The sequence below is a fragment of the Massilibacterium senegalense genome (genome assembly GCF_001375675.1).
Classification (GTDB): domain Bacteria; phylum Bacillota; class Bacilli; order Bacillales; family Massilibacteriaceae; genus Massilibacterium; species Massilibacterium senegalense.
Window position 1 is genome coordinate 25,184 of the sequence record NZ_LN831786.1, and the last position, 24,002, is coordinate 49,185.

At 33.0% G+C, this 24,002-nt stretch carries 21 protein-coding genes and 1 pseudogene; 18 read left to right on the forward strand and 4 right to left on the reverse strand.

Going from position 1 to position 24,002, the window contains the following annotated elements; translation table 11 throughout:
• Window positions 1-163: 163 nt before the first annotated feature.
• Window positions 164-1,519 (forward strand): aspartate kinase, encoded by a 1,356-nt coding sequence (locus BN1372_RS03525; RefSeq protein ID WP_062197481.1) that lies wholly within the window; start codon window positions 164-166, stop codon window positions 1,517-1,519.
• A 31-nt stretch (window positions 1,520-1,550) separates the two neighbouring features.
• Here BN1372_RS03525 and BN1372_RS03530 read toward each other — a convergent pair whose 3' ends face one another.
• The 3 genes from BN1372_RS03530 to BN1372_RS03540 are packed head-to-tail and all read right to left on the reverse strand — an operon-like array spanning window position 1,551 to window position 5,226.
• A complete protein-coding gene (locus BN1372_RS03530; protein ID WP_062197482.1) occupies window positions 1,551-2,696 on the reverse strand; it encodes a Ger(x)C family spore germination protein in 1,146 nt (381 codons plus the stop codon).
• Window positions 2,697-4,157, reverse strand: coding sequence for a spore germination protein (locus tag BN1372_RS03535; RefSeq protein ID WP_062197483.1), 1,461 nt, complete (start codon window positions 4,155-4,157; stop codon window positions 2,697-2,699).
• Complete coding sequence (locus BN1372_RS03540) at window positions 4,141-5,226, reverse strand: endospore germination permease (protein WP_062197484.1); 1,086 nt, start codon at window positions 5,224-5,226, stop codon at window positions 4,141-4,143. The genes BN1372_RS03535 and BN1372_RS03540 overlap by 17 nt, the downstream gene beginning before the upstream one ends.
• Before the next feature lie 386 nt (window positions 5,227-5,612).
• Here BN1372_RS03540 and BN1372_RS03545 point away from each other — a divergent pair, with 386 nt between their 5' ends.
• From BN1372_RS03545 to BN1372_RS03565, 5 genes are all read left to right on the forward strand, one after another.
• Window positions 5,613-6,932, forward strand: coding sequence for a phytoene desaturase family protein (locus tag BN1372_RS03545; protein WP_062197485.1), 1,320 nt, complete (start codon window positions 5,613-5,615; stop codon window positions 6,930-6,932).
• Window positions 6,933-7,152: 220 nt separating this feature from the next.
• Complete coding sequence (locus BN1372_RS03550) at window positions 7,153-7,677, forward strand: acyl-CoA thioesterase (RefSeq protein ID WP_230198798.1); 525 nt, start codon at window positions 7,153-7,155, stop codon at window positions 7,675-7,677.
• A gap of 141 nt (window positions 7,678-7,818) precedes the next feature.
• Window positions 7,819-9,177, forward strand: coding sequence for a TrkH family potassium uptake protein (locus BN1372_RS03555; RefSeq protein ID WP_062197486.1), 1,359 nt, complete (start codon window positions 7,819-7,821; stop codon window positions 9,175-9,177).
• 115 nt (window positions 9,178-9,292) lie between these two features.
• Complete coding sequence (locus tag BN1372_RS03560) at window positions 9,293-9,505, forward strand: alpha/beta-type small acid-soluble spore protein (RefSeq protein ID WP_062197487.1); 213 nt, start codon at window positions 9,293-9,295, stop codon at window positions 9,503-9,505.
• A gap of 345 nt (window positions 9,506-9,850) precedes the next feature.
• On the forward strand, window positions 9,851-10,111 hold the full coding sequence (locus tag BN1372_RS03565) for a metal-sensitive transcriptional regulator (RefSeq protein ID WP_062197488.1): 261 nt from the start codon (window positions 9,851-9,853) through the stop codon (window positions 10,109-10,111).
• Between the two features lie 120 nt (window positions 10,112-10,231).
• On the opposite strand, the gene BN1372_RS15360 is transcribed toward BN1372_RS03565, so the two are convergent.
• Window positions 10,232-10,402 (reverse strand): hypothetical protein, encoded by a 171-nt coding sequence (locus tag BN1372_RS15360; RefSeq protein ID WP_187118389.1) that lies wholly within the window; start codon window positions 10,400-10,402, stop codon window positions 10,232-10,234.
• Between the two features lie 206 nt (window positions 10,403-10,608).
• On the opposite strand from BN1372_RS15360, the gene BN1372_RS03570 reads away from it, so the two are divergent.
• The 12 genes and pseudogenes from BN1372_RS03570 to BN1372_RS03625 all read left to right on the forward strand — a co-directional run bounded on the left by BN1372_RS03570 (window position 10,609) and on the right by BN1372_RS03625 (window position 23,915).
• Window positions 10,609-11,745 carry a DUF445 domain-containing protein gene (locus BN1372_RS03570; RefSeq protein WP_062197489.1) on the forward strand — a complete coding sequence of 379 codons (1,137 nt, stop codon included), beginning with the start codon at window positions 10,609-10,611 and terminating at the stop codon, window positions 11,743-11,745.
• Window positions 11,746-11,786: 41 nt separating this feature from the next.
• Window positions 11,787-12,131: a YlbF/YmcA family competence regulator gene (locus BN1372_RS03575; RefSeq protein WP_062197490.1), complete on the forward strand. Its 345-nt coding sequence runs from the start codon at window positions 11,787-11,789 to the stop codon at window positions 12,129-12,131.
• A 128-nt stretch (window positions 12,132-12,259) separates the two neighbouring features.
• The gene (locus tag BN1372_RS03580) at window positions 12,260-13,456 is read left to right on the forward strand and encodes a DUF2157 domain-containing protein (RefSeq protein WP_062197491.1); all 1,197 of its coding nucleotides are present in this window, start codon (window positions 12,260-12,262) and stop codon (window positions 13,454-13,456) included.
• The gene (locus BN1372_RS03585) at window positions 13,457-13,972 is read left to right on the forward strand and encodes a GDYXXLXY domain-containing protein (RefSeq protein ID WP_062197492.1); all 516 of its coding nucleotides are present in this window, start codon (window positions 13,457-13,459) and stop codon (window positions 13,970-13,972) included.
• A 26-nt stretch (window positions 13,973-13,998) separates the two neighbouring features.
• Complete coding sequence (locus BN1372_RS03590) at window positions 13,999-15,477, forward strand: coproporphyrinogen III oxidase (RefSeq protein ID WP_062197493.1); 1,479 nt, start codon at window positions 13,999-14,001, stop codon at window positions 15,475-15,477.
• Window positions 15,478-15,862: 385 nt separating this feature from the next.
• Window positions 15,863-16,006 carry an IS3 family transposase gene (locus tag BN1372_RS15820; protein ID WP_082418933.1) on the forward strand — a complete coding sequence of 48 codons (144 nt, stop codon included), beginning with the start codon at window positions 15,863-15,865 and terminating at the stop codon, window positions 16,004-16,006.
• Between the two features lie 1,340 nt (window positions 16,007-17,346).
• Window positions 17,347-17,925: an HAAS signaling domain-containing protein gene (locus tag BN1372_RS03595; protein ID WP_147515333.1), complete on the forward strand. Its 579-nt coding sequence runs from the start codon at window positions 17,347-17,349 to the stop codon at window positions 17,923-17,925.
• A complete protein-coding gene (locus BN1372_RS03600; protein WP_062197495.1) occupies window positions 17,922-18,527 on the forward strand; it encodes an NDxxF motif lipoprotein in 606 nt (201 codons plus the stop codon). Before BN1372_RS03595 ends, BN1372_RS03600 begins: the two co-directional genes overlap by 4 nt.
• Window positions 18,528-18,931: 404 nt before the next feature.
• Window positions 18,932-20,017, forward strand: a pseudogene (hemZ, locus tag BN1372_RS03605) (coproporphyrinogen dehydrogenase HemZ); the annotation flags it as partial.
• 1,162 nt (window positions 20,018-21,179) lie between these two features.
• Window positions 21,180-21,920, forward strand: coding sequence for an ABC transporter ATP-binding protein (locus BN1372_RS03615; protein WP_082418935.1), 741 nt, complete (start codon window positions 21,180-21,182; stop codon window positions 21,918-21,920).
• A gap of 28 nt (window positions 21,921-21,948) precedes the next feature.
• Window positions 21,949-23,445, forward strand: a complete 1,497-nt coding sequence (locus BN1372_RS03620; RefSeq protein WP_062197497.1) for a hypothetical protein — start codon at window positions 21,949-21,951, stop codon at window positions 23,443-23,445.
• 14 nt (window positions 23,446-23,459) lie between these two features.
• Complete coding sequence (locus BN1372_RS03625) at window positions 23,460-23,915, forward strand: M16 family metallopeptidase (RefSeq protein WP_082418936.1); 456 nt, start codon at window positions 23,460-23,462, stop codon at window positions 23,913-23,915.
• Window positions 23,916-24,002: the final 87 nt, after the last annotated feature.

The following is a 24,002-nucleotide window of genomic DNA, read 5'->3' on the forward strand; positions in this document are numbered from 1 at the left end:
TTTCATAAAAATGTGACCATTTTTTGAAAAGCGTAAGCGAGATTTCCAAATTTTCAACTAAAAATTGAGATAATTCTGAATAAATAGTGTTAAAAAATGCTGATGATTATGGTATCATTGAACATTATTAATAGATTGGTTTAAATTATTGGAGGGACTAGCAGTGAAAGTAGCAAAATTTGGAGGCTCTTCTTTAGCTTCTGCAACACAAATTAAAAAAGTAGCAAATATCGTAAATGCTGATCCAGAACGTCGTATTGTTGTCGTATCGGCACCAGGAAAACGTTCAAAAGATGATGTGAAAGTAACAGATTTACTTATTGCTTGTGCGGAACATTATCTAACATTTAAAGAAGCAAAGGATGAATTAGAACGCATTATTGAAAGATTTCGTTTAATTACGGAAGAGTTAGAACTAGATTCGAAAACATTAGAAGAAATTACGCAAGATTTAAATAAACGTTTATACGAAACAGATACATCTAATCGTGACCGCTTTTTAGATGTTATGAAATCAGCTGGTGAAGATAATTGTGCGAGAGTAGTGTCTAGTTACCTGCAAAAATTGGGTGTAAAAGCTCGTTACATGAATCCAAAAGAAGCAGGATTAATAGTTAGTGATGAGCCAGGAAATGCTCGTATTTTACCAGAATCTTATGAAACGTTAGCAAAACTTCGTGATTATGAAGAAATTTTAGTGTTCCCAGGCTTTTTTGGTTATTCGAAAGAAGGAGAAATCGTTACTTTTTCTCGTGGTGGATCCGATATTACAGGCTCTATCGTAGCAGCAGCTGTAAAAGCGGATTTATATGAAAACTTTACCGACGTAGACTCTGTGTACGTGGCAAATCCGAACATTATTGATCAACCAAAAGAAATTAAAGAATTAACGTATCGTGAAATGCGTGAACTTTCTTATGCTGGTTTTTCCGTTTTCCATGACGAAGCGTTAATCCCTGCTTTCCGCGCTGGCATTCCAGTATGTATCAAAAATACAAACAACCCATTAGCAAAAGGTACGATGATTGTTGCGGAACGAAAAGAAAATAACGACAATCCAGTTGTTGGAATTGCAAGTGATAAAGGCTTTTGTAGTATTTATGTAAGTAAGTATTTAATGAACCGTGAAGTAGGTTTCGGTCGTCGCTTACTTCAAATTTTAGAAGAAGACGGGGTAAGTTATGAACACTTACCATCAGGAATTGATGATATTTCTGTTATTATGAGGGAAGATCAATTAAACGAAGAAATTGAACAACGTGTAGTGGAGCATATTAAACAAATTTTAAAAGTAGATCATATTGATGTACAACATGGACTAGCTTTAATCATGGTAGTTGGAGAAGGAATGAGTAAAACAGTCGGCATGGCGCACCGTGTTACAAAAGCATTAGCAGATGCTTTTGTAAATATCGAAATGATTAACCAAGGTTCATCAGAAGTTAGTATGATGTTTGGGGTAAAAGAACAAGACGTGGACCGGGCTGTTCAAGCAATTTATAAAGAATTTTTTAATTAATGTAAAAAACCATCTCAAATGAGATGGTTTTTTAGGTGATTAATTTATCTTTTCCACCGCTTTTCAGAAAAATAGAAATATCGATAGACTCAATGGATTCAGGAGATAGTGGAATTTTTCCGTCTTTTTGTACTTTCTTCCACTCCTTGAAATGTTTGATTTGTAACTTTCGTGATAATTGATAGACATCTTCGTCTTGTTCTATTCCTTTTAAATACGTATGCATAATTTGTTCTTTTACTTTTTTTTCTAACATTTTTTCAATTTGTTTTTTAGAAATATCTTTTTTAAACTCAGTAATGTTAGCCTTCATTTTTATTTTTATATAAAAATGCCAATCCCTCCCTTTTTTTATAGGGAAAATGGAGATATCAGGGGATTCTAAAATGGCTACTCCATATGTTTTTCCGTTATCTTCCATAGAAAGTGCTCCGCGAGTCATTGAGGGAGTGAGCCAACGGAATCCAATACTATCTTCATAAGATAATTTTCCTGTTGTTTTAAACTTTTGTAAAATTTGAACACCATTAAATTGTAGAGAGGGATGTTCTTTTTTATTACTAGATCCCCATCCAGGTTCCTTTATAGATATTCTTGGAATAATGGCACTGGAAGATTCTTCATTTGTTACAGAAACAAATCGATGTAACCGTACTGGATGTAAATAAGAATACTGTGTATACGTACTAAGCGGGTCTCCTAGTTTGGAATAAGCAGGAGACATTTCTAACATAGGCGGAACGGAAAAAATTTTTTTTAATGGTTCATCTGTTGAAAAAATCCATGCAGTATAACGTGTTTCGTGATATCGATTTAATAAGTCTAAAATATCTCGAACACCATGTTGTAACATCCTTTCTGTAAATACAACTGTTCGTAAATGTCCCCAATAAATTCGCCGCGAGGAAGAACGAAATAAGTCATGACTTGCTTCGGCATACGTACTTCCTACCCCAACAGCAACATAAGTGGCAGGTTGTTTTTGTTCCCCACCAACGGTTTCTTGTTTTGCAATGGGCGCAAAGTTAAGAATCTGTGCATAGACATAGTATTTACCATCTTTATAATCTATCCCAAGTGCTTGAATATAAAACATTTTTTCGATATCTTTGGCATTCCAACAGCCTGTTAAAAGGAAAAGAGTGATACAAAGAAGTAGAACGATTTTTTTGCGCATTTATTTTTTTCCTTTCTTCGTTTTATCTAACAGTAAAAACGAGTCACTACGTTTTGATATTTTCGCTGCTGGAATCCGAACTAAAGCTTTAACTAAATCTTTAAAATGAAGCGGTGAAATGGGAGTCAAATAAGGTAAAAAAAACGATCGAATGTTAGCGGTATACGTGATAATAAAAAAAAGCGAAGTAAAGAATCCAAAAAGACCTAAAAATGCACTTGCAAATAGTAAAGAAAATCGTAAAAAGGTTACGGAACCAACCAAAGCTTGGTTGATTAATGTAAAAGAAGCAACTGCACTTGTTGCAGCTACTACTAAAAAAGAAGGACTAACAAGACCAGCTCGAATCGCTGCATCTCCAATAATAATCCCACCGATAATTCCTAATGATTGGGCAGCGATAGAAGGTAAACGTAATCCTGCTTCCCGTACTAATTCAAAAATAATCATTAATACAAACATTTCAAGTGGTGCATTAACAGGAATTCCATGTCTTGATGTGATGATTGTTCCAAGTAGCGGTAATGGTAGTTGGTCTTGATGGTACGTAGTAAGTGCTACCCAAAAGGCAGGTAAGGCAATGGCCACCACGATGCTAAGAAATCGAAACATACGTTGCATCGTGGCTAGTAAATAAAACGTATGCGCATCTTCTGGACTTTTTGTCAAAAGTAATAAATTAACAGGACCGCTAATAACAGAAGGGGACTGATCAACAACAATAATAAATCGGCCATTTAAGAGTAATTGTGTAGCGTAATCGGGACGTTCTGTATAATCAAAATAAGGAAAAAGCGGAAACTTACGCTCAGAAAAAAGTTCTTCTAATTGCGTGCTCGAAATTAAAGCATCAATGTCAATTGCATGTAATTTTTCTTCGACTAATCTAATCATCGAAGGATTGGCAATATCATTCATATATAAAAGACCAACTTTTGTTTTAGAACGTTTTCCGATTAGAAATTTTTTATATGTTAAAGCATCTGTTCGTAATCGTTTCCGGATCAAGGCAACGTTTACATCAATTTCTTCGATAAAGCCATCACGTGCTCCACGTAGAGACGTTTCTGTTATTGCTTCTTGCGGTTGTCTTTGTGGGTGTTCGCTCGTCTGGATTGTATAAAGTTCTTGTTCTTTTTCGAAATATAAAATAAGATTTCCATCGAATACTTGGTTCGTTAATTCATCCGGTTGGATGAAAGTGGTTTTATATAAAAAATTCCATTCATTTAACAGGTTCGCGTTTTTTTGTTGTATAGTTTTTATAGTTAAATAATCGGTCAAACTAGGAATAATCACTTCATTGATATACGTCGCGTTGCTTAAACCAATGCACGTAACAAAATGAACTCGTCGATTTTGAATGGTTACTATTTGATGGTTAATATCAGCGCATTTAGATAACAACACCTTCATTTGTTGAAAAAAGAAAGTCGAAGAGTGATTATTTTGAAACGTCATGTTTTTCCCCCCCTTTAAGAGCTAGGAACGTAAAGAATAAAGTGAATAGTGAAACAATCAGAAACGCGTAAGGAAAGTAATAATGAGATAAAAAGTGTAAAAATTGTACGTCACTAATGGGAACAAAGACAAGTAGGACCATTGCAATAAAGAGGAGTAGTAACGTAACAAAACGCGTTCGTTCCTTTTTTAAGTGCAAGATTTCTGGAATTAAAAAAGAAAAAAGAGAAATTCGAATAGTAGCCCCAGATAACCATTGGTAAATCGATAAAAAATCAACATGTTCTAAAAATAATCCAATGGAGAGCAATCCCCATTGATCATAAGCTGGATACCGTTGTTTTGTAGCTTCTACATAACCGAACTCTGTAATCGAGCCCATTGTAGGCCCAAAGGTTAAGTAAATAAGAATGATGCCAGTAATGAGTAATGAAAGAAAAGAAACACGTTTCTTTAGATGATGTAATAAAAATAGTAAAACAATCATTTCAAATAAAGGTGTAATAGTATACATCATCCCTGCTAAAACAGGTTTGTATCCATGTTCTAGTATAGGAAGGAGTAAAGAAGCTTCTTTTTTAGGAATATTTGCTGACATAACAAAAAATCCAAAAATGAGCACAAAAGGAAGCAAAATTCCATTTAAAATTACAATCGTTCGAATACCAGACTTCGCAGTGTATAAACATAAACAAGCAAGAAATAGCGCGATAATCCATTTTGGAGTTTGCGGGAGATACGTAATAATCGACCAATTGACCGTATCTAAAAATGTTAGGAAACTAAGGCCGAAAAAATGAATCGCAAAAATACTAACAATCCCTATCGTTAAAGGTCGTCCTACTTTTGCTTCACACCAATCAAAAAAATGCATGGGATAAATTGATTTTGCGATGATATAAAGAAGAATTAAGTAAAATGTAAAAGGAACAATCGTCAAAATCACAGATAACCAAGCATCACGACCAGCCGCCTGTAAAATCAAGGGGATGCTAATAACATGATTCATAAATCCAATCGCTGAAATAAAAACAAAAAAGATATAAAAATTTCCTAATTTAAATACCATCACTATCGCCTCGATTATTATAAATGGGAAGTACCACAATGTAGTTTAATATCTCAAAAATAGAATTTGTTATTCCTTATATAGGTAAAAGAAAAGTTGCATCATAAACAGAAAAGAGAAAATAGTGCTTCTCCATTTTTAGAGAAATTGTATTGTTACTTTTAGATAATTAAGCAAATTTTATTCAAAAAAACTAAAAAAAAAATCGTAGAATAAGTCTTATTTATAGCTTTTATCCGTTAGTTTAGATTTTGACTGTAAATTTATTGATAAGGTTACGTAAATACGTTAGAATGACTAAAGAGTGAAACTGTGGCTAATCTGTGTCAGTATGATAGTATTATGTAGGATAGAGATCATTGCGTAGCTTATAGGGGAGGAACATCATGGAAGAAACAAATAAGGAATTAAAAAGATATGATGTTGTCGTGGTTGGAGCAGGTTTAGCTGGATTATCAGCGGCAGCGAGATTATCGAAAAATGGGTATAAAGTTGCATTGCTTGAAAAAGGGGCAATTGGTGGTCGTGCTGTAACACTGACAATTAAAGATTTCTCTTTTAACTTTGGAGCACATGCGATTTATGGCCGTGATACAAGTATTTTGCGTAAATTGGAAAAGGAACTAGATATCCATATCAATTGGAGGGATTTTACACCTAGCAAAGCGAAATATGATATGGGAAAAGAATTATCCGATATGCCTGCAAACGTATCTGGATTATTCAGAACAAAAATTATTAAAGGTGCAGATAAAGTACGTTTTACATTTGAAATTTTTAAAACGCTTTTACGAGCAGAAAAAGGCCATCCGCACACTTCTATCAAAAAATGGTTAGAAGAAAAACAAGTGAGTGAAGATGTAAAAGAGTTAATGTTAACGCTTGCATCATCTAATTTCTTTACACGCGAACCCGAAAAAATTCCATCGGATATTTATTTTGATTATTATCGCCGTTTGTTTACAACAAACAAACCAGTTGCCTATATCGGTGGTGGTTGGCAAGCATTAATTGATGAATTTGTTCGTGTTATTGAAGGAAATGGTGGAGAAATTTTAAAGAAACAACGTGTAACAGAAGCGCAAGTAGATGATACAGAAGTTGTGGCAGTAGAAACGAAAGATACAATTTATGAAGCAGATGAATTTATCTTCTGTATCCCACCAACTGAATTAATGAAAGTGTTTGAAGGTACAAAAATTGAGTATGCAGTTAAACAATTTGCACAATACGAAGCTACATATGTATTTGTATATGATATTGGATTGAAAAAACGAATTGATGCTCCATTTACGTATATTTATGATACCAAAAATAAAATTTTTATTACCGATATTTCGTATTACGACCCTGGTTGTGTACCAGAAGGCGGTCAATTATTACAAGCGATTGCTTATTTACGACAAGAAGATATCGGGAACAAAGAAGTACTTGAGCAATATCAAGCAAAAATTGAAGCACTTTACGATAAGCATTTTCCGGGATGGCGTGATAATTTAGTCGTGCCACGTATTTCGAAAAAAGCATCTGTTCAAGAAATTAAATGGAATATGAACCAAGAAGCGATGCCAGTTTATTTTCCAGATTACCGTAATGTCTTCTTTGCTGGAGATTGGTGTGTAGGGCAAGGACAATTATCCGAACTATCTTTTTCAAGTGCATATGAAGCAAGTAATTTAATTATGGAGAAAAAAGTCACCGTATAATACACCATTTATACACTTGGAAAATGGTAGCTAATTGTTTCTGAAAAGGAAATGACTATCCAAAAAAAATTTGTCCGTTCATGATAGCCAAAAAATAATTCACTGTTTGAGCAAAAGCAAAAGTTGACGGAGGATTTTCCCTATCATATAATGAACACAGCAAATGATAATGAAAGTTAGGTCATCAGATGTTATTTTACTAAAATCGAGGTGTCTTCAATTGGCTCAACCTGTACCAGTTTCTCAGTCTAGAACGATAAAAACGGCCTTAGTTTTACCGTCTGATACACAACATCACCATACCATTTTTGGTGGACGAGTAATGTATTATATTGATGATGTAGCCGCAATTTGTGCAATGCGACATTGTCGAAGTCACGTTGTAACAGCATCTGTTGACTCGTTAGACTTTTTATCTCCCGTTAAAATTGGAGATGCAGTTAACTTAGAAGCTTTTGTTACGTGGACGGGACGTACTTCTATGGAAGTATTTGTGAAAGTATTTTCGGAAGATTTATTAACCGGTGAAAAAAACTTAACAGTGACATGTTTTTTAACGATGGTAGCTGTAGGTGAAGATGGAAAACCTAAAGAAGTTCCACCCGTTATCCCAGAAACAGAAGAAGAAGAGGTTCTGTATCAAACAGCACCATCTCGTCGGGATAAACGTAGGGAACGCAAACAAGAACTAAAAGAGTCGTTAGGTCAATTTAGTTTTATGCAAGTGCATAATACGAGAAAGTAATATAGTAATTGACAAAAGATATGCCGGCATTCATGCCGGTCTTTTTTTTGCAAAATGTATTTTTCCTCATACTAGTAGTATTGCTCTTTATAGATGTATGATAAAATGATGGAAAATGTAAAAAATAAGGATAGGTATACAATGGAAAAGACGTCAAATAAATTACGTTTATTACAATTATCATCCGTTCAGTTAATCGTATTATTGTACATTATTGTAATGCTTATTTCATCTTTGTTACTAATGATGCCTTTTTCGTTAAAAGAAGGAGTAAAAATTACGTTTATTGATGCGTTATTTGTTGCAGTAAGCGCGGTAAGTGTAACAGGTCTTACAACAGTATCCATCGCGGACACATTTAGTGTTCCTGGTGTACTTATTTTAGCGGGGCAACTTCAAATTGGTGGCATTGGCATTATGACGTTAAGTACATTTATATGGTTATTAGCGGGAAAAAAAATAGGGTTAAAAGAACGCCAATTAATTATGACAGACCAAAACCGATTATCGTTGTCGGGGATGGTATTATTAATGAAAGATATTTTATTGTTAATTTTATGGATTGAATTTTTTGGGATGATTTTTTTATGGTTCCGTTATTTCTTTTATTTTGATTCTGCCATAGAAGCACTTTATCATGCCTTTTTTGCTTCTGTCAGTGCAACGACAAATGCAGGATTTGATATTACAGGATCTTCTTTGATTCCGTTTTCCAATGATTATTACGTACAAACGGTAACGATGATTTTAATTGTCCTTGGAGCAATCGGATTTCCTGTATTAGTCGAAGTGAAAGAGTACATACGAAAAGGACGCAAGCAACCAGTATATCATTTTTCATTATTTACAAAATTAACGACATCTGTCTTTTTTATTTTAATGATAGTAGGGGCTATTTTTATTTACTTGTTTGAACGTCGACACTTTTTAAGTGGTATGTCATGGCATGAATCGTTTATGTATTCCATGTTCCAATCGGTCACAAGTCGAAGTGCAGGCTTAGTAACGGTCGATATTTCTCAATTTACTGATGCATCTCAATTATGGATGAGTGTATTAATGTTTATTGGCGCTTCGCCTAGTAGCGTAGGTGGTGGGATACGAACAACGACATTTGCGATTATTATTTTAACCGTTTTTATGTTCGCTAGAGGGCGCTCAACTATTCAAATTTTTAGACGAGAAATTATGCGGGAAGATATTATTCGAGCATTTGTAGTAGCTAGCGTTGGCGGAATGATTGTCATTACTTCTATCATAGCGTTACTTATTTTGGAAAATCATCCATTGGCAGCTTTAATTTTTGAAGCATGCTCTGCTTTTGGAACTAATGGTGCCTCTACTGGCATTACTGCTGAATTGTCGATCATTTCTAAAATTATTTTAATGCTTTTAATGTTTATTGGTCGAATCGGTATTCTTTCGTTACTTTTTATTATTCGAGGAAGAGGAAAACAAAATTTATATCACTTACCGAAAGAACGAGTTATTATCGGATAAAAGCAGCATCTAGATAGATGCTGCTTTTTTTCTTTATTATCCAATTGTGGAAAACAATAAAATACATAAGACATCAATTTTTTCACACAATAAGAGTACAAAGGAGGTGAACACAATGACAAACAACAACAACCGTAATACAAACCAATTAGTTGTACCTGGTGCACAACAAGCAATCGATCAAATGAAATATGAAATTGCTACAGAGTTTGGTGTACAACTTGGCCCAGATGCAACATCACGTGCCAATGGTTCTGTAGGTGGAGAAATTACAAAACGCCTAGTTCAAATGGCTCAACAACAAATGGGTGGTTACTCACAGCAATAATAATTAAATAAACATGGATTAAAGGGAGCAACATAAAGTTGCTCTCTTTTATTTGTAAAACAATACATATTCTTATCTTATGCTAAAGGTTTGTGTAAGTTTTCTTTCCTAGAAAAATTATTATTGATATACTAGATATAATTATATCTTTTTACGTAATTTTTGGTATAATAAATATATACCTTCATAGGTATTTATCGCGCTTAAACTTCCATAAACCTTTCACTGTACATGTGCGAAGTAAAAGTTACCAGGTGGTTCATGCGTGATGAATCTTACGGACAATTTGGGCAATAAACAAATTAGCATGTTTGCTTTATTTCAGTGATTAGGGGGTGACCGTTAATGGAATACCAACAAGATGTGAAAAATCGCTTAAAACGAATTGAGGGTCAAGTTCGTGGTGTTTTGCGTATGATGGAAGAAGAAAAAGATTGTAAAGATGTCATCACACAATTGTCAGCTGTTCGTTCAGCAGTTGATCGTGCGATTGGATATATTGTTGCAAGAAATCTTGAGTCGTGTATTATTCAATCACAAGACACTGGAGAAGATACAGAAAAAGTGATTCAAGAAGCAGTGCAAATGATTGTAAAAAGTCGTTAATAGACGCCACATATTCATTTTAAAATGAAATATGTGGCGTTTTTTTATTCCTTTTTGTGAGATAAGTGCATCTATCCATCAGTGGGAGAAGATTAAAAATTCCACTGATGAATGATTTTTTTATTCCACCCTTCTTGGTGGTTCTTCTTCTGTTAAAGGACGTGCATCTTCTATTTGAGCATATTCTTCATTCACATTTACTCTTCCTCCTGCAAGCCCTTCATTAATCATACGATCAACGTCGATAGCAACCTTGTCGCGCCCTTCATACAGTGAATCTCTTTCAGGCATGAATAAACTCTCCCTTCTTTAAAAAATCTTCCCCTACTTAACGGCGATGATGGTTGGTTATACTTCTTGTTAAGGAGGGATAAACATGTTTATTTTGTTCGAAAATGAAGAAAATATGCTATGAAAAAAGATGACTTTCCGTGTAAATATTGATATTCTTAGCTATAAGGTAAAAAGTTGTCGAATGGTAGAAAGAGGGTTAGAGGATGACAATTGTTTTAACGATTGCAATGATGGCGATCATAGGGGCAATCATCGGTGGTGTGACAAACTCTATTGCGATTAAAATGTTATTTCGTCCGTATCGTCCCATCTATATTGGAAAAGTACGCTTGCCTTTTACACCTGGTTTAATTCCTAAACGGCATAAAGATGTAGCGTATCAGCTAGGACGAATGGTTGTCAATCATTTATTAACACCAGAAGGAATTGCGAAAAAATTACATAGCGATGAATTTAAACAGCCGATTATCACATTTTTTCAAAAACAAGCAAAAGAAATCATTCACTCCAAACAAACAGTTCGAATGTTAAGTGAACGTTGGATGAAACAAGATAATATAGAACATTGGATAAAGGAAAAAATAAATACTTATATTGAGCAAACGTATCGTCACAAAATGGATGAAATAAGAGAAAAGAAAATCCAAGATATAATGCCAGATAAATTGCTCGTAAAAGGCGAACGATATATCGAAACAGTTACGCTTCATTTGTTAAAAAGTAGTAGTGATTTTTTTCAAAGTGAAGAAGGAAAAGCACGTTTAACCGTAATGGTCGATCAATTTTTTGATTCACGTGGCGGCATGCTAGGCATGTTAGGGAAGTTTATGGACATAGATTCCATGACAGACAAGGTGCAAAGAGAAATCGTGCAACTTTTACATCAAGAAGATACAAAACAAGTGATTGAACGATTATTACAGCGAGAATATGATAAACTGTTAGAGAAAAACGTTTCGGTAATAGAAGATGGTATTGGCAGGAAAAAAATCATTGCTTTTTTACAAAAACAACTAATAAGTCAATTACCAATTCAACAATGGTTAAATAAAACGGTAGAGGAACTTTTTCAACCATATGAACATACAATCATTGAGGAGTATGTACCGAACATGGCAGAAAAAGCAATTGAAAAAATGTCGAACCGTTTACCAGAACTTCTAGAACATCTTCATTTAGCTGATGTTGTACGTGATGAAGTATTATCGTTCCCAATAGAGCGATTAGAAGGTATGATTTTAGAAATTTCACGACGTGAATTTAAAATGATTACGTACTTAGGTGCATTACTAGGTGGCTTGATTGGCATCGTCCAAGGGATTATTGCATTATTTTTATAATTAAATGTGTCATGTTTGAAAAAACATTTAGGAGGAGAAACATGAGTAACGTATATGATTCAGCTTATCAATTAGAAAAGGCTATTCGCGAAAGCCAAGATTTTTTGGAATTACAAAAATGTATGGATGAGTTACAAGCAGATGAAGAAGCGATGAAACAGTTTGATTTATTCCGTTCTGTATCAACATCTATTCAACAAAAACAGATGATTGGTGAAACTATTTCAGAAGACGAAATGAAAAAAGCAGAAGAACATATGGCTCGAGCACAACAAAATGAAAAAATTCAAAAATTAATGGCCCAAGAACAACGATTAAGTATGATGATTGGCGAAATTAATCAAATTATTTTTCGCCCACTAGAAGAGCTGTATCGACCAAAGTAGTAGATGGCAGATAGCCATCACTACTTTTTTTTATGTTCAAACTAGTGCTAAATCGGGAAAGATAAAAAGAAGAAGTGATTTAGTTATCTTGATCTCTACTAGGAATAAAAAAGAAAAGAGGGATGACAATGAAGAAAAAATGGATAGAGACAGAATCGAACCATTGGGTAGAAAAAGAAATTATTACGGAAGCACAACGAAAAGAAATTTTAGCACAATATGAAGAACAATCTACCCCATTTTTTTTACCGATTTTGGCTAGTATTTTAATTGGCGTAGGTATTTTAACATTAGTTGCTTCTAATTGGCGTGATTTTGATAACATGGTTCGTTTAACAATTTTAATGGTTACAATGGTGTCCTTTTATGGTGCAGGATATATGGTTTATGAACGAAACAAACAAATACTTGGAAGCGGATTGATTGGTCTCGGATATATTACACTTGGAGCAGGAATTTTTTTAACAGGACAAATGTATCAACTGCAAGCATACAATGCGAATATTTTTGTTATTTGGGCAATCATGGGGCTTCTTTTAATGCTCTTTTATAAAGATTTTTTCTTTTATTTGTTAACATTTAGTGTTATTACAGCAGGACAATTATATAGTTTAGCTAATTTTTCTGATTTTAACCTTTATTTATATTTACTCGTATTATTGGGGTTAGGTCATTTTACGTATCATCGACCAAAATATATGTCTAATGTTCTTTTTTCATTAACGGTCATTTGGATGTCCGCTGCTTTCATTTTAAAAAATGAATGGAGTATTATTTGTATTTATGTCGTTTTACTTTTATTTGGATTGCTTGCTTTATTTATACAAAACAAGCTTTTGCAAATTGGAATTCGTTATGTTACGTTGTTAGCTGCTGTTTTCTTTACAATCTTAATGGTATTTGAAGCATTTGAACAAAGTGGTGACCGATTTTTCCTTGGAGCGATAATCAGTTGGGTGCTTGTTATCGGATTGTATGCCTTTTTCATCTATACGAAAAAAAGCAATACGTGGGAAGATATTTTATTGTTCATCCCGTATATGTTGATTCCTACTTTCGGGGATATCACGGCATTAATTGTCCTATTTGTGTATTCCATTATTATGTTATTAAAAGGATACAAAACAGAAGAAAAAGAAAAGGTGAATATCGGGATTTTTCTTTTTTTACTTAGTGTAACAATCGGATATTGGTGGGTAGCTTGGACGTTTTTATCAAAAGCAATGTTTTTCTTTATAGGTGGATTAATGTTGTTTATCCTAAGTTTCTTACTAGAACATAAAAAGCGTCAAACATTTCGAAAAAACGAAAAGGGGGCGCGATAAATGAAAAAAATAGGATTTGCTATCTTTGTTTTGATGAACTTGTTGATTTTAGGCAGTTTCTCTATCTTTAATAGTTGGATGGAGCAGAATGGAAAAGAAATTACATTAGCAACACGACCAATCGACCCAAAAGATTTGTTTTACGGGGAGTATGTGTATCTTTCCTATGAAATAGAACAAGTGCCGTTCAGCAAATATAAAGGCATTCCATTAAAATTTGGAGATGCTATTTGTGCAGAACTCGAACAACATGGTGACCAGTATGAGGTAAAGAAAATAACGCGGAAATGTCCAAAATCAGTAGATGGAACGAATGTTGTGCTAAAAGGAAGATACAAGGGTGAGATATATAACGAGAATGGTAAAAATGATATGTTTTTAGATTATGGGATTCATCGGTATTATGTAAAAGAAGGGGATGCGAAACAATTTGAAGCTGGAGAAAAAGAAATTCAGTTTGCGACCATTTTAGTTGCACCTTCAGGTCGAGCAAAAGTTGTTTCTATCCATCAGTAGTACGGGAGTGCAGGGGGGAAGGTAAAATGAAAATAAAAGTAGCTGGTATATCTGACAATAGCTATTTACGATCCATACAGCATATTATTGCTCTCTTTTATGAAGGACCGGAATGGGTAGAGCAAGGCTTTGATATATGCGTAACATTTGAATGCATCACACAAAGAAATGAATTGCTTGCTCGGGTTACACTTGAGACAAAAGACGAGACGTTTCAAGAAGAAAAACGGGAAGCCATTAAAGACACAGAGAGTATAGCGCGATTGGAAAAATACGCGTATCGATACGTTGTGTTAAAAGTGTTTGAACGGATGACGGGGGTTATTCAAGGTTGGGGGGTGTTAACAGGTATTCGACCGATGAAATTGTATCATAATCGTTGGAAAGAGCAGAAAACGGAACAAGAAATTAAGCAACAATTAAAAAAAGACTTTGCCATTCAAGAAGAAAAGGTCACGTTAATGAGTGAGATTGCCAAACGGCAATTAGAAGCCATTCCTGATTTATATAATTTGAAACAAGCGGTTAGTTTGTATATCGGGATTCCTTTTTGTCCAACAAAATGTGCCTATTGTACGTTTCCTGCATATGCAATAGGCGGGAAACAAGGAAGTGTCAACGGTTTCTTATCTGGTTTACATTATGAAATAAAGGAAATTGGAAAAACATTAAAACAATTACACATACCAGTGACGACTATTTACTTTGGTGGTGGTACACCAACAAGCATTACAGCAGAAGAGATGGATGCGTTGTATGAAGAAATGTATCGATCGATTCCGATGGAACATGTGCGGGAAATTACTGTAGAGGCAGGAAGACCGGATACGATTACCGAAGATAAATTAAGGATTTTAAAAAAGTGGAAAATCGATCGTATTAGCATTAACCCACAATCGTATACAGAAGAAACGTTAAAAGCAATTGGGCGCCATCATACAGTAGAAGAAACGATTGAAAAATATTGGGTAGCACGAGAATTTGGAATGACGAATATTAACATGGATTTAATTATTGGTTTACCAAACGAAACGATTGCTACTTTTGCTCATTCTTTACAAGAGACTGAAAAATTAAAACCTGAGTCTGTGACGGTTCATACGTTATCTTTTAAACGAGCATCTACGATGACAAAAAATAGAGAAAAATATGAAGTGGCAAGTAGAGAAGAAGTACAAGAGATGATGAAGTTAGCAGAACAGTGGATGAAGGAACATACGTATTATCCGTATTACGTATATCGACAAAAAAATATATTAGGGAACTTAGAAAATGTCGGATATAGTTTAAAAGGGAAAGAAAGCCTTTATAATATTCTCATTATGGAAGAACAACAATCAATTATTGGACTAGGATGCGGCGCAGCTAGTAAGTATGTTCATCCCGTTACCAGAAAAATTACCAGGTTTGCAAACGCAAAAGAACCGAAAGCATACAATGAAAAATTTGAATATTATACACATGAGAAAATGAAACATTTACATGAACTATTTGCATCCATATAAAAATACCCTAAAAATTAATTTTTCACTTTAACTTTTGAGGTGCAGTACCATAGCAGAATTTTTATTTACTAAGGTTTATTATGTCATCGTTAATGTCCACATAATCTGAAATTGTATTGATAGGACGTAGTATAGATGTATGGACATATCAAAGACGAGAGGATGTGTCCGAATATACAACAAAAACGATACAACTAAGAAGTTGGTGTTTCTAAAGTCACAATTTATAAATGGATTAAACAACATGGCCCTATCTTGGGGGAAAATGGACGATTAAGATAATCTAAAGCGAGAGTGAACATCATCCCGTGCAAGAGCCTTGTCGCGTATTAAAGATGCCTAAAAATACGTATGATCAATTCTTTTATAAGAAGCTGAACAGCTATTGGAGCAAATTAATGCTATTCACAAGGAAAGTAAGAGGCGATATGGCGTACCCAAAATCTTTGCCCAATTACAGAAAAGGGGGTGTCAAGGAAGCTTTAAAAGGGTTCAACGTCTAATGAAAAAAAGCATTCATTCAAAATGATAACGAAGAAATATCGTCTAACATCAACATTAAAGTCACTGGAAGAGCGTCAAAATAACTAGCACAGGATTTCACAACAACATTGATTAATCAAAAATGGGTAGCTGATTTTACGCATATTAAAACACATTGTGATGGTTGGTGCTATTTGACACTATCAATTTATCGTCTGTATTAGATTTACATTCAAAAAAAGTGGCTGGTTATTCCTTTTATAATTCGTATAAATCAAAGACCATAAGGCAATCAATTAGTCGAAAGGGTTGTCTATATGACAATACTTGTATCGAATCTTTTCATGCCATGTTAAAAAAAATTCATCATATTCTTACATTGATTACAAGACAGAAAAAGTATCTTTATTCCAATATATTTAAGGTTGGTACAATTGAAATCGAATACATAGTAGCATCGGATACAAAACATTACAAGAAATTGAAGACAGTATTCGGCATGTCACTTAATCTGTGAATTTAGGTTGTGCATCCACTTTATATGGAGTGGCGGACATGATAGCCTTGTGTGATGATGCCGATGTTGTGATAGCTGGCTTCTCGTCAGGAAAATCATGCCCGTAGAAGATCCATGTAAAGGATTTCGCCGTTCCGATTATTGGAAATGAAGGAACTTATTATAAAATTAACTTTCTTGTGTCCATAAATTTGATGTGAATCCAAATGTATTTGTCGGATTTTAACATACTTTGTCTAATCTATTGATTTTATAGTAAAGTCGTTTAACCTAGGTAATGAAGAATAGAAAAGGAGAATTAGGAATAAAAAAGGTTATGTGAAAATCTAGATAAAAACCAAAGGCTATACTTTTAAATATTCGTATTAATAGAGTATAACACTTTAATTAAGAACACGCTGATTATGAATAGCTTACTGCCATTAAATAAGTTATCACGTCTAGAGTTTCTGTGTGTCATTAAATTCTTAATTTTCATTGTTGCAAGTGGTTGTGACAATTCATAAATTGATTCACTGTGAAATCCAATGAAAAGTGTGCCAAAATTAAAATATGACGAATAATTTGTTATAAAGTTTAACAAAAGTGTACTAGAATTAATAGTCTTATTAATAACAAATAAAGATGATGAATAGGATTATTCACTAGTAAAAAAATAGCTCATAAAATTATTATATCAGAGGGGACTATTTATCCAATAGTAAGAAGATTAGTCAAAGGAATTTATTTAGCTAGTTATCATAAAGAATCAAAAGAAGGCCTGTTTAGAAAATACTGTATAATTATAAACAATGGGATTAATAAACTTAACACTTTAAAATCTGAATGGAATGAGTTTGTCTTAATAATAAATTGCTTTATCAAGGAGAATGATATACTTGAACAAAAATATTTTTTTAAAATTGCTAAAAAGTAATTTGAAATATATGTCTGAAAAAGAAAAGAAAGATATTGTGGAAGAATATTTTGTGCATTTTGTTGCTGGGGGAAACGAGAATAAAAGTGAGGAGGAAATAGCTAAAGAGTTAGGAAACCCTGAAGAGATTGCCAAAGAGTTAAACGCTGTTTATGCTATGAATAAAGTAGAAGAAAATAAAAGCATAAAAAGTATGTTTACAGCACTTGTGTCAATAATGGGATTGAGTATAGCGAATTGCATCATTGCTATAGTGAGTTTATTTACGCTACTATTGTGTACACCAATTATATTAGCTTACATAATTGGCGTACCAATCATGATTTTATCTCCAGTTATCTTAATTGTAATGGGATTTGTTAATGGATTTAATACAATTGGAGTGAAGGAAATATTTCAGGTCGTAAAAGGTCTTATATTAGGTTCCCTTTTAGCGATATTTGGATATTATATTGGAAAATTGTTTGTTAGATTATTTATTAAACACTTGAAATGGAATATCTCTATTTTTAAGGGGGAGAAATTAATATGAGAAGAATCTTTTATAGCTTTTTAATTATTTTTATCTTGAGTGCATGCTCCCAGGAAGAAAATATTGATACTACAGAAGATGAAAATCCTCTAACAAAGAACCCGGAAATTCCCAGAACTATTTTTACCTCCGAAAAAAACAATAGTTTAATTGACAAAGAAGAAATGAAACTAAGTATAAAAGTATATCTAGATAGTGATGAAGAATTAGATAATGCTAGTTATCCGTTTGAGGAAACTATAGATGAAGGTCAGGAATTAAATAAAAGTGAACTAGAGAAATTTAACAGAATTAACAATCTTGTAAAAGAAAATGATGAAAATTTCTCTAATTATATCTTAAATAATACCTTGCCTGAAGGTTATCAAGAAGAATCTGAAAGAATTAGTCGTTATATTACAGCTTCAAATGAGTATCTTCATGAATTAAATGAAATACTCGATTATAAAGTAGATAACATAAGTGAAGGAGGTTTTTCTGAAATAGATATTGAATCAATAATTGATAAAAGTGGTGTAGTTAATGGAAAGGAACAGAAAAAAATAGAAGAATTCCTTGATAAGGAGAATATTAAAACAGAGGCATTTGGACGGGAGCATTAGAAATAAGGTAAGCGTTCATTTTCTTCACAAACGCTTGGTAGATGGGGCTTGTATAATGGAATATTTGATTGGAATGGATAGAGGCATCTTTTGCTAAATGCTTATGTTTTCTTACCTTTTTGAGCGTATTAAGTGCAATTTCTAATGACAAAGAATCCGATACTTCATAGGCTAAAATTTCGTTCGTTTCGGCGTCTTTCATCGTTTATAAGTAAGTACGTTTGCCGTTTTGATACGTTACATACGTGATGTCTGTTTGTAACACTTTTTCTGCTACACCTTGCTTGAAATTGCGCTTTAATTTGTTCGGACATGTACGGTGTTCCTTAGTTGCCTTTGACATACATCGGTATGGATTTGCTTTTCGTATCGGAAAATAATCTAAAACTTCTAATTAAGCAACAATTAAAAAAGACTTTGCCATTCAAGAAGAAAAGGTCACGTTAATGAGTGAGATTGCCAAACGGCAATTAGAAGCCATTCCTGATTTATATAATTTGAAACAATCGGTTAGTTTGTATATCGGGATTCCTTTTTGTCCAACAAAATGTGCGTATTGTACGTTTCCTGCATATGCAATAGGCGGGAAACAAGGAAGTGTCAACGGTTTCTTATCTGGTTTACATTATGAAATAAAGGAAATTGGAAAAACATTAAAACAATTACACATACCAGTGACGACTATTTACTTTGGTGGTGGTACGCCAACAAGCATTACAGCAGAAGAGATGGATGCGTTGTATGAAGAAATGTATCGATCAATCCCGATGGAACATGTGCGGGAAATTACTGTAGATGCAGGAAGACCGGATACGATTACCGAAGATAAATTAAGGATTTTAAAAAAGTGGAAAATCAATCGTATTAGCATTAATCCACAATCGTATACAGAAGAAATGTTAAAAGCAATTGGTCGCCATCACACAGTAGAAGAAACAATTGAAAAATATTGGGTAGCACGAGAATTTGGAATGACGAATATTAACATGGATTTAATTATTGGTTTACCAAACGAAACGATTGCTACTTTTGCTCATTCTTTACAAGAAACCGAAAAGTTAAAACCTGAGTCTGTGACGGTTCATACGTTATCCTTTAAACGAGCATCTACAATGACAAAAAACAAAGAAAAATACGATGTCGCAAGTAGAGAAGAAGTACAAGAGATGATGAAGTTAGCAGAACAGTGGATGAAGGAACATACGTATTATCCGTATTACGTATATCGACAAAAAAATATATTAGGGAACTTAGAAAATGTCGGATATAGTTTAAAAGGGAAAGAAAGCCTTTATAATATTCTCATTATGGAAGAACAACAATCAATTATTGGACTAGGATGCGGTGCAGCTAGTAAGTATGTTCATCCCGTTACCAGAAAAATTACCAGATTTGCGAACGCAAAAGATCCGAAAGTATACAATGAAAAATGTGCGTATTATACACAAGAGAAAATGAAACATTTACATGAACTATTTGCAACGATATAAAAAGCTATCTAACATGAAATGACCTCTAAAAGTTAGACATGGTTATTTTGTTAAACAGCCTTTTCAAAGTGAGTTCGATCTTGTACCAAACTTATTTTAAATATGCGTCTGTATAAGCGAATACTCGGTGGTGAAAGTCTACTCAGGCTTGGCAACAGTAGGAACTGTTAGCGAAAGACAAGGTGGCTATCGTGAGGTAGTGTCTGAAGAAAGTTGGACACAAATTCCTGAACTGACGAACAGAAACTAGATAGAAGGCTGAATTAGGTTGGATGATGAAGTATCATATTACCCGAAACTTATACAGTAAATCTAGTAGTTGAAAGTATCGTCCCTTACCAGGGGAGGTCTTGTGAGGACACAGTGAAAGTTAAAGGATAATGAACCAGTGCAATTTTTCGGATATAGTAGTGTTCACTGACAGGTGTGCAGGGCTGAACAATAAAATTTTGAGGAAACTGCGAGGTGTGGAAATTGCAACAACCGCAGAAAATAGGAAAACATGACTACCGTCAGAGAGATAGTGTGGAATATGAAGGTTATAACGGAGTGCATAGCATAGTAAATTCCACGGTGAACGGAATAATCAAAATGATGTAAATTTGTTGGAAAAAATTTTTTCAAGGAATAATTTCAATTAAAACGTACCTACAAGTTGTCAGAAATAAGGGAGCCATAGGCGTAGACGGTAGGATGTACGGATCAGCTGAAAAAGCACAGGAATGATAGCGGAATAAAACCATTGATAACAACTGATGAAAAAATAAACTATGGATCTATTACAAGTATTGCGACTATAACTGCAAACCTACAAGTAATAGAAGCTTTGAAATTTTTGACAGTATTTTCAGAACCTCAAATTATGAACACTCATGTAGAATTTGATTTTATAAAAATGGATTTTTATAAAGTCAATCTTACCGGCTATGTGAATCATAGTTGTACAGTTTGTAATTTTAAAAACGGTAGTTAATTCTTAGTGAACTAAAGGTATTAAAGCAAGAAAAAAAAGGTGGACTTATTTGTTTAGGAACACGTTTACTTAAAGTTGTTTGCTAGTTTGAATAATTATTAAATACTTAGTTAGTGACAGGAAGCTGATGATGCAAGTTGCTTCCTGTCATTTCATTTTAATTTTGAAAATACATAAGGAGTGGTTTGTTTGTTAGAAATAAATATGAAGAATATTTCTAAAAATTTCGGGGGGAATTTAATAATTAAGAATGTTAGTTTTTCTGTGAAAAAAGGTGAAGTTGTTGGCTTTTTAGGACCAAATGGTGCTGGAAAAACTACTATAATTAAAATGTTAATGAATCAATTGTTGCCAACCAAAGGTGTGATTGAAATTTTTGGTAAAAAAATATTAAATGATAATGCTGACTATCCTGCTATTATGAATCAAATCGGTTATGTTCCAGACACACCAATATTGTATGAAGGGCTTACATCAAGAGAGATGCTTAGTTTTGTTGGAAGGTTATACAAAATGGATGCTCGTACTATTCATGAGAGTACTAATGAGCTAATTACTTTATTGAAAATGGAAGAATTTCAACATAAGCTGATTAGAAATCTATCCCTCGGAATGAAAAAAAAGGTATCCATTGCTTGTGCTCTTATTCATTCTCCACGTTTACTTATTTTAGATGAATTAACTAACGGATTAGATCCTAGAGTGGCTAGAGAAGTTAAGAATTTAATTCATCAGCTAAATGTAGAAAAAAATGTGACATGCTTGATTACAAGTCATATTTTGGATGTTATAGAGGAATTATCTGATTATATAATTATTATAAATAAAGGAGAACTTGTTGCTTCAGGTACTATTAATGAATTAAAACTACAATATGGAATCAAAAGTGATGGGAATTTGGAAGATATTTTCATCATAGCAACTGATTAAAATACAAAAGATAGGGGGAATTAGGTAAATGAAGCATATTCAAACAATTTTCTATTATTATACAAAGGAATTATTTAATGACTGGTATAAGTCAAATAAAGCAGTGTTTTTTTTAAAGGTCATAATTATAATTCTGAGTACATTATTGATATCTTCTTATGTTTCACCAGGAGATAACATTTCCAATGGAGGAGTAATAAGTATAATAATATTACAAACGATTATTTTAACTTGGCTTCAAACTTTACTAAGTATTGGTTCTAATTTATTTTCATTAAATACACTAACTTACCCTGCTTTTTTAGGTGTAGATAAACATACAAATACTTTAGCATTAGCAATGGTTTATACTTATAAAAATAGCTTAATTGGCTTAGGAATATCAATTATATTTTCGGAGTCCTATTATCTACTAGCGGTGTATTTTATTATTTATATACTATCATCTATACTTTCTTTCCAACTTGCTATGATTTTTCTTGTAGTATGGGTACGTTTTATAAAGTCGTTCAACTTGCTCATAATAACTACCTTTTTAAGTCAGTTTATTTTATTAGCAGGGATTATGCTTTTATTGTATAGTGATTATCAAATTGGAGATATTAGGAAGGTACTAAATTGGATTAGTTTGTTTATTGCTTTATACATATTAGTGTCAGTGTGTATTTTATTATTAAGTATTATTAAAAAACAAAAATTCAATTATTTATATGTACAGAGTATTGATAATTATAATAATTCTGTAGAAATAGATAACACTACTAAGGGCAGAATAACTTTCATTGACTCTATTATGAACCCTATTTTTTATAAAGATTTAATTTTAACACTCACTAACCCTATTACAAAATTAAGGTTATACATATGGGGTGCTATTCAAATGATTTTAGCTTATATTCTTTTGCAAAAAGGATTGGATTTTTTCTTTAGTATTTTACCTTTTTCGTCAGAACAACCTGAGTGGTTTATATTGCATATTAATTTGATACTAACTTTTGTAATTTTTGGTGAGGTAATCTTGACCTTTTTTCAAATGGATCGTGGTATTTTAGCGTGGTTTTCTTTTACTGCATATAACAGCTCGAAAATCATACGTTCAAAAATTATTTTAGGATTTATTATACTTATAATTCCCACTGCAATAGGGATTATAATCTACTCGTTAATTTTAGCTATTAATTTAAGTAGCACATTCTTTATTTTATTGGAAGCTACGTTTTGTTTAGTAGTTATAAGTGTGGCTACTTTAAGTATTTCTTCTTTAGAAGTAAAAGTGAATTTAAGTTCTAAAACTGAAGTAATAAGCGATTCAATTGTATCTGAACAAATACCACAATCTAAAGTAACATTTATTTCCTTATTTGTTGGTTTTATTTTTTTATTTCTATTTTATGTAGGTATAAATCGTCAACTTACAAATCATATGCTAGGCATTACAACTATAACTGTAGCTATAACTATCTCTATGCTACTTTATCTTATAAGTACTAAAATTTATGTAAAAAATATGAATATAAAACTGTAATAACTGGAGGGATTATGATGGGGGAATATTGCTTAAATAATGGAATTGAAGTGGTAACCAAAAATCAAAAAGAAAGAAACATAGTATCTTTTGGATTTTGGTTTAATTTTGGTTCTATGTATGAATCTTATGGTGAAAATGGGATTACACATTTTCTTGAACACATTGTAAATAATCAAAAATTTGTTCAATATATAGAAGATAATGGTGGTATTGTAGATTGTTCAACAAATAAAGAGTACGTCAGTTTTAATGTTACTATAAGTTCAGGTGATTTTGTTGAATCTTTTACTAGGATGTCTAATGATTTGTTCTATCTTAAGTTTACTAATGATTTAATTAAATCTGAGAAGGAAATAATATATGAAGAAATTAGTATGTATAAATCAAATTATTTAGAAGATGATTTGGATAACATAACAAGCTGTATTTACAGTAAGGAAGATTCTGTCAATTGCCCTATTGTATAGTGCAAAATAAAAGTACAGAGTTATGACATGAAAAGGTACATAACAATGCACTAAGAATTTCGAAAAAAAAAGACTTGCCAGCCCCCT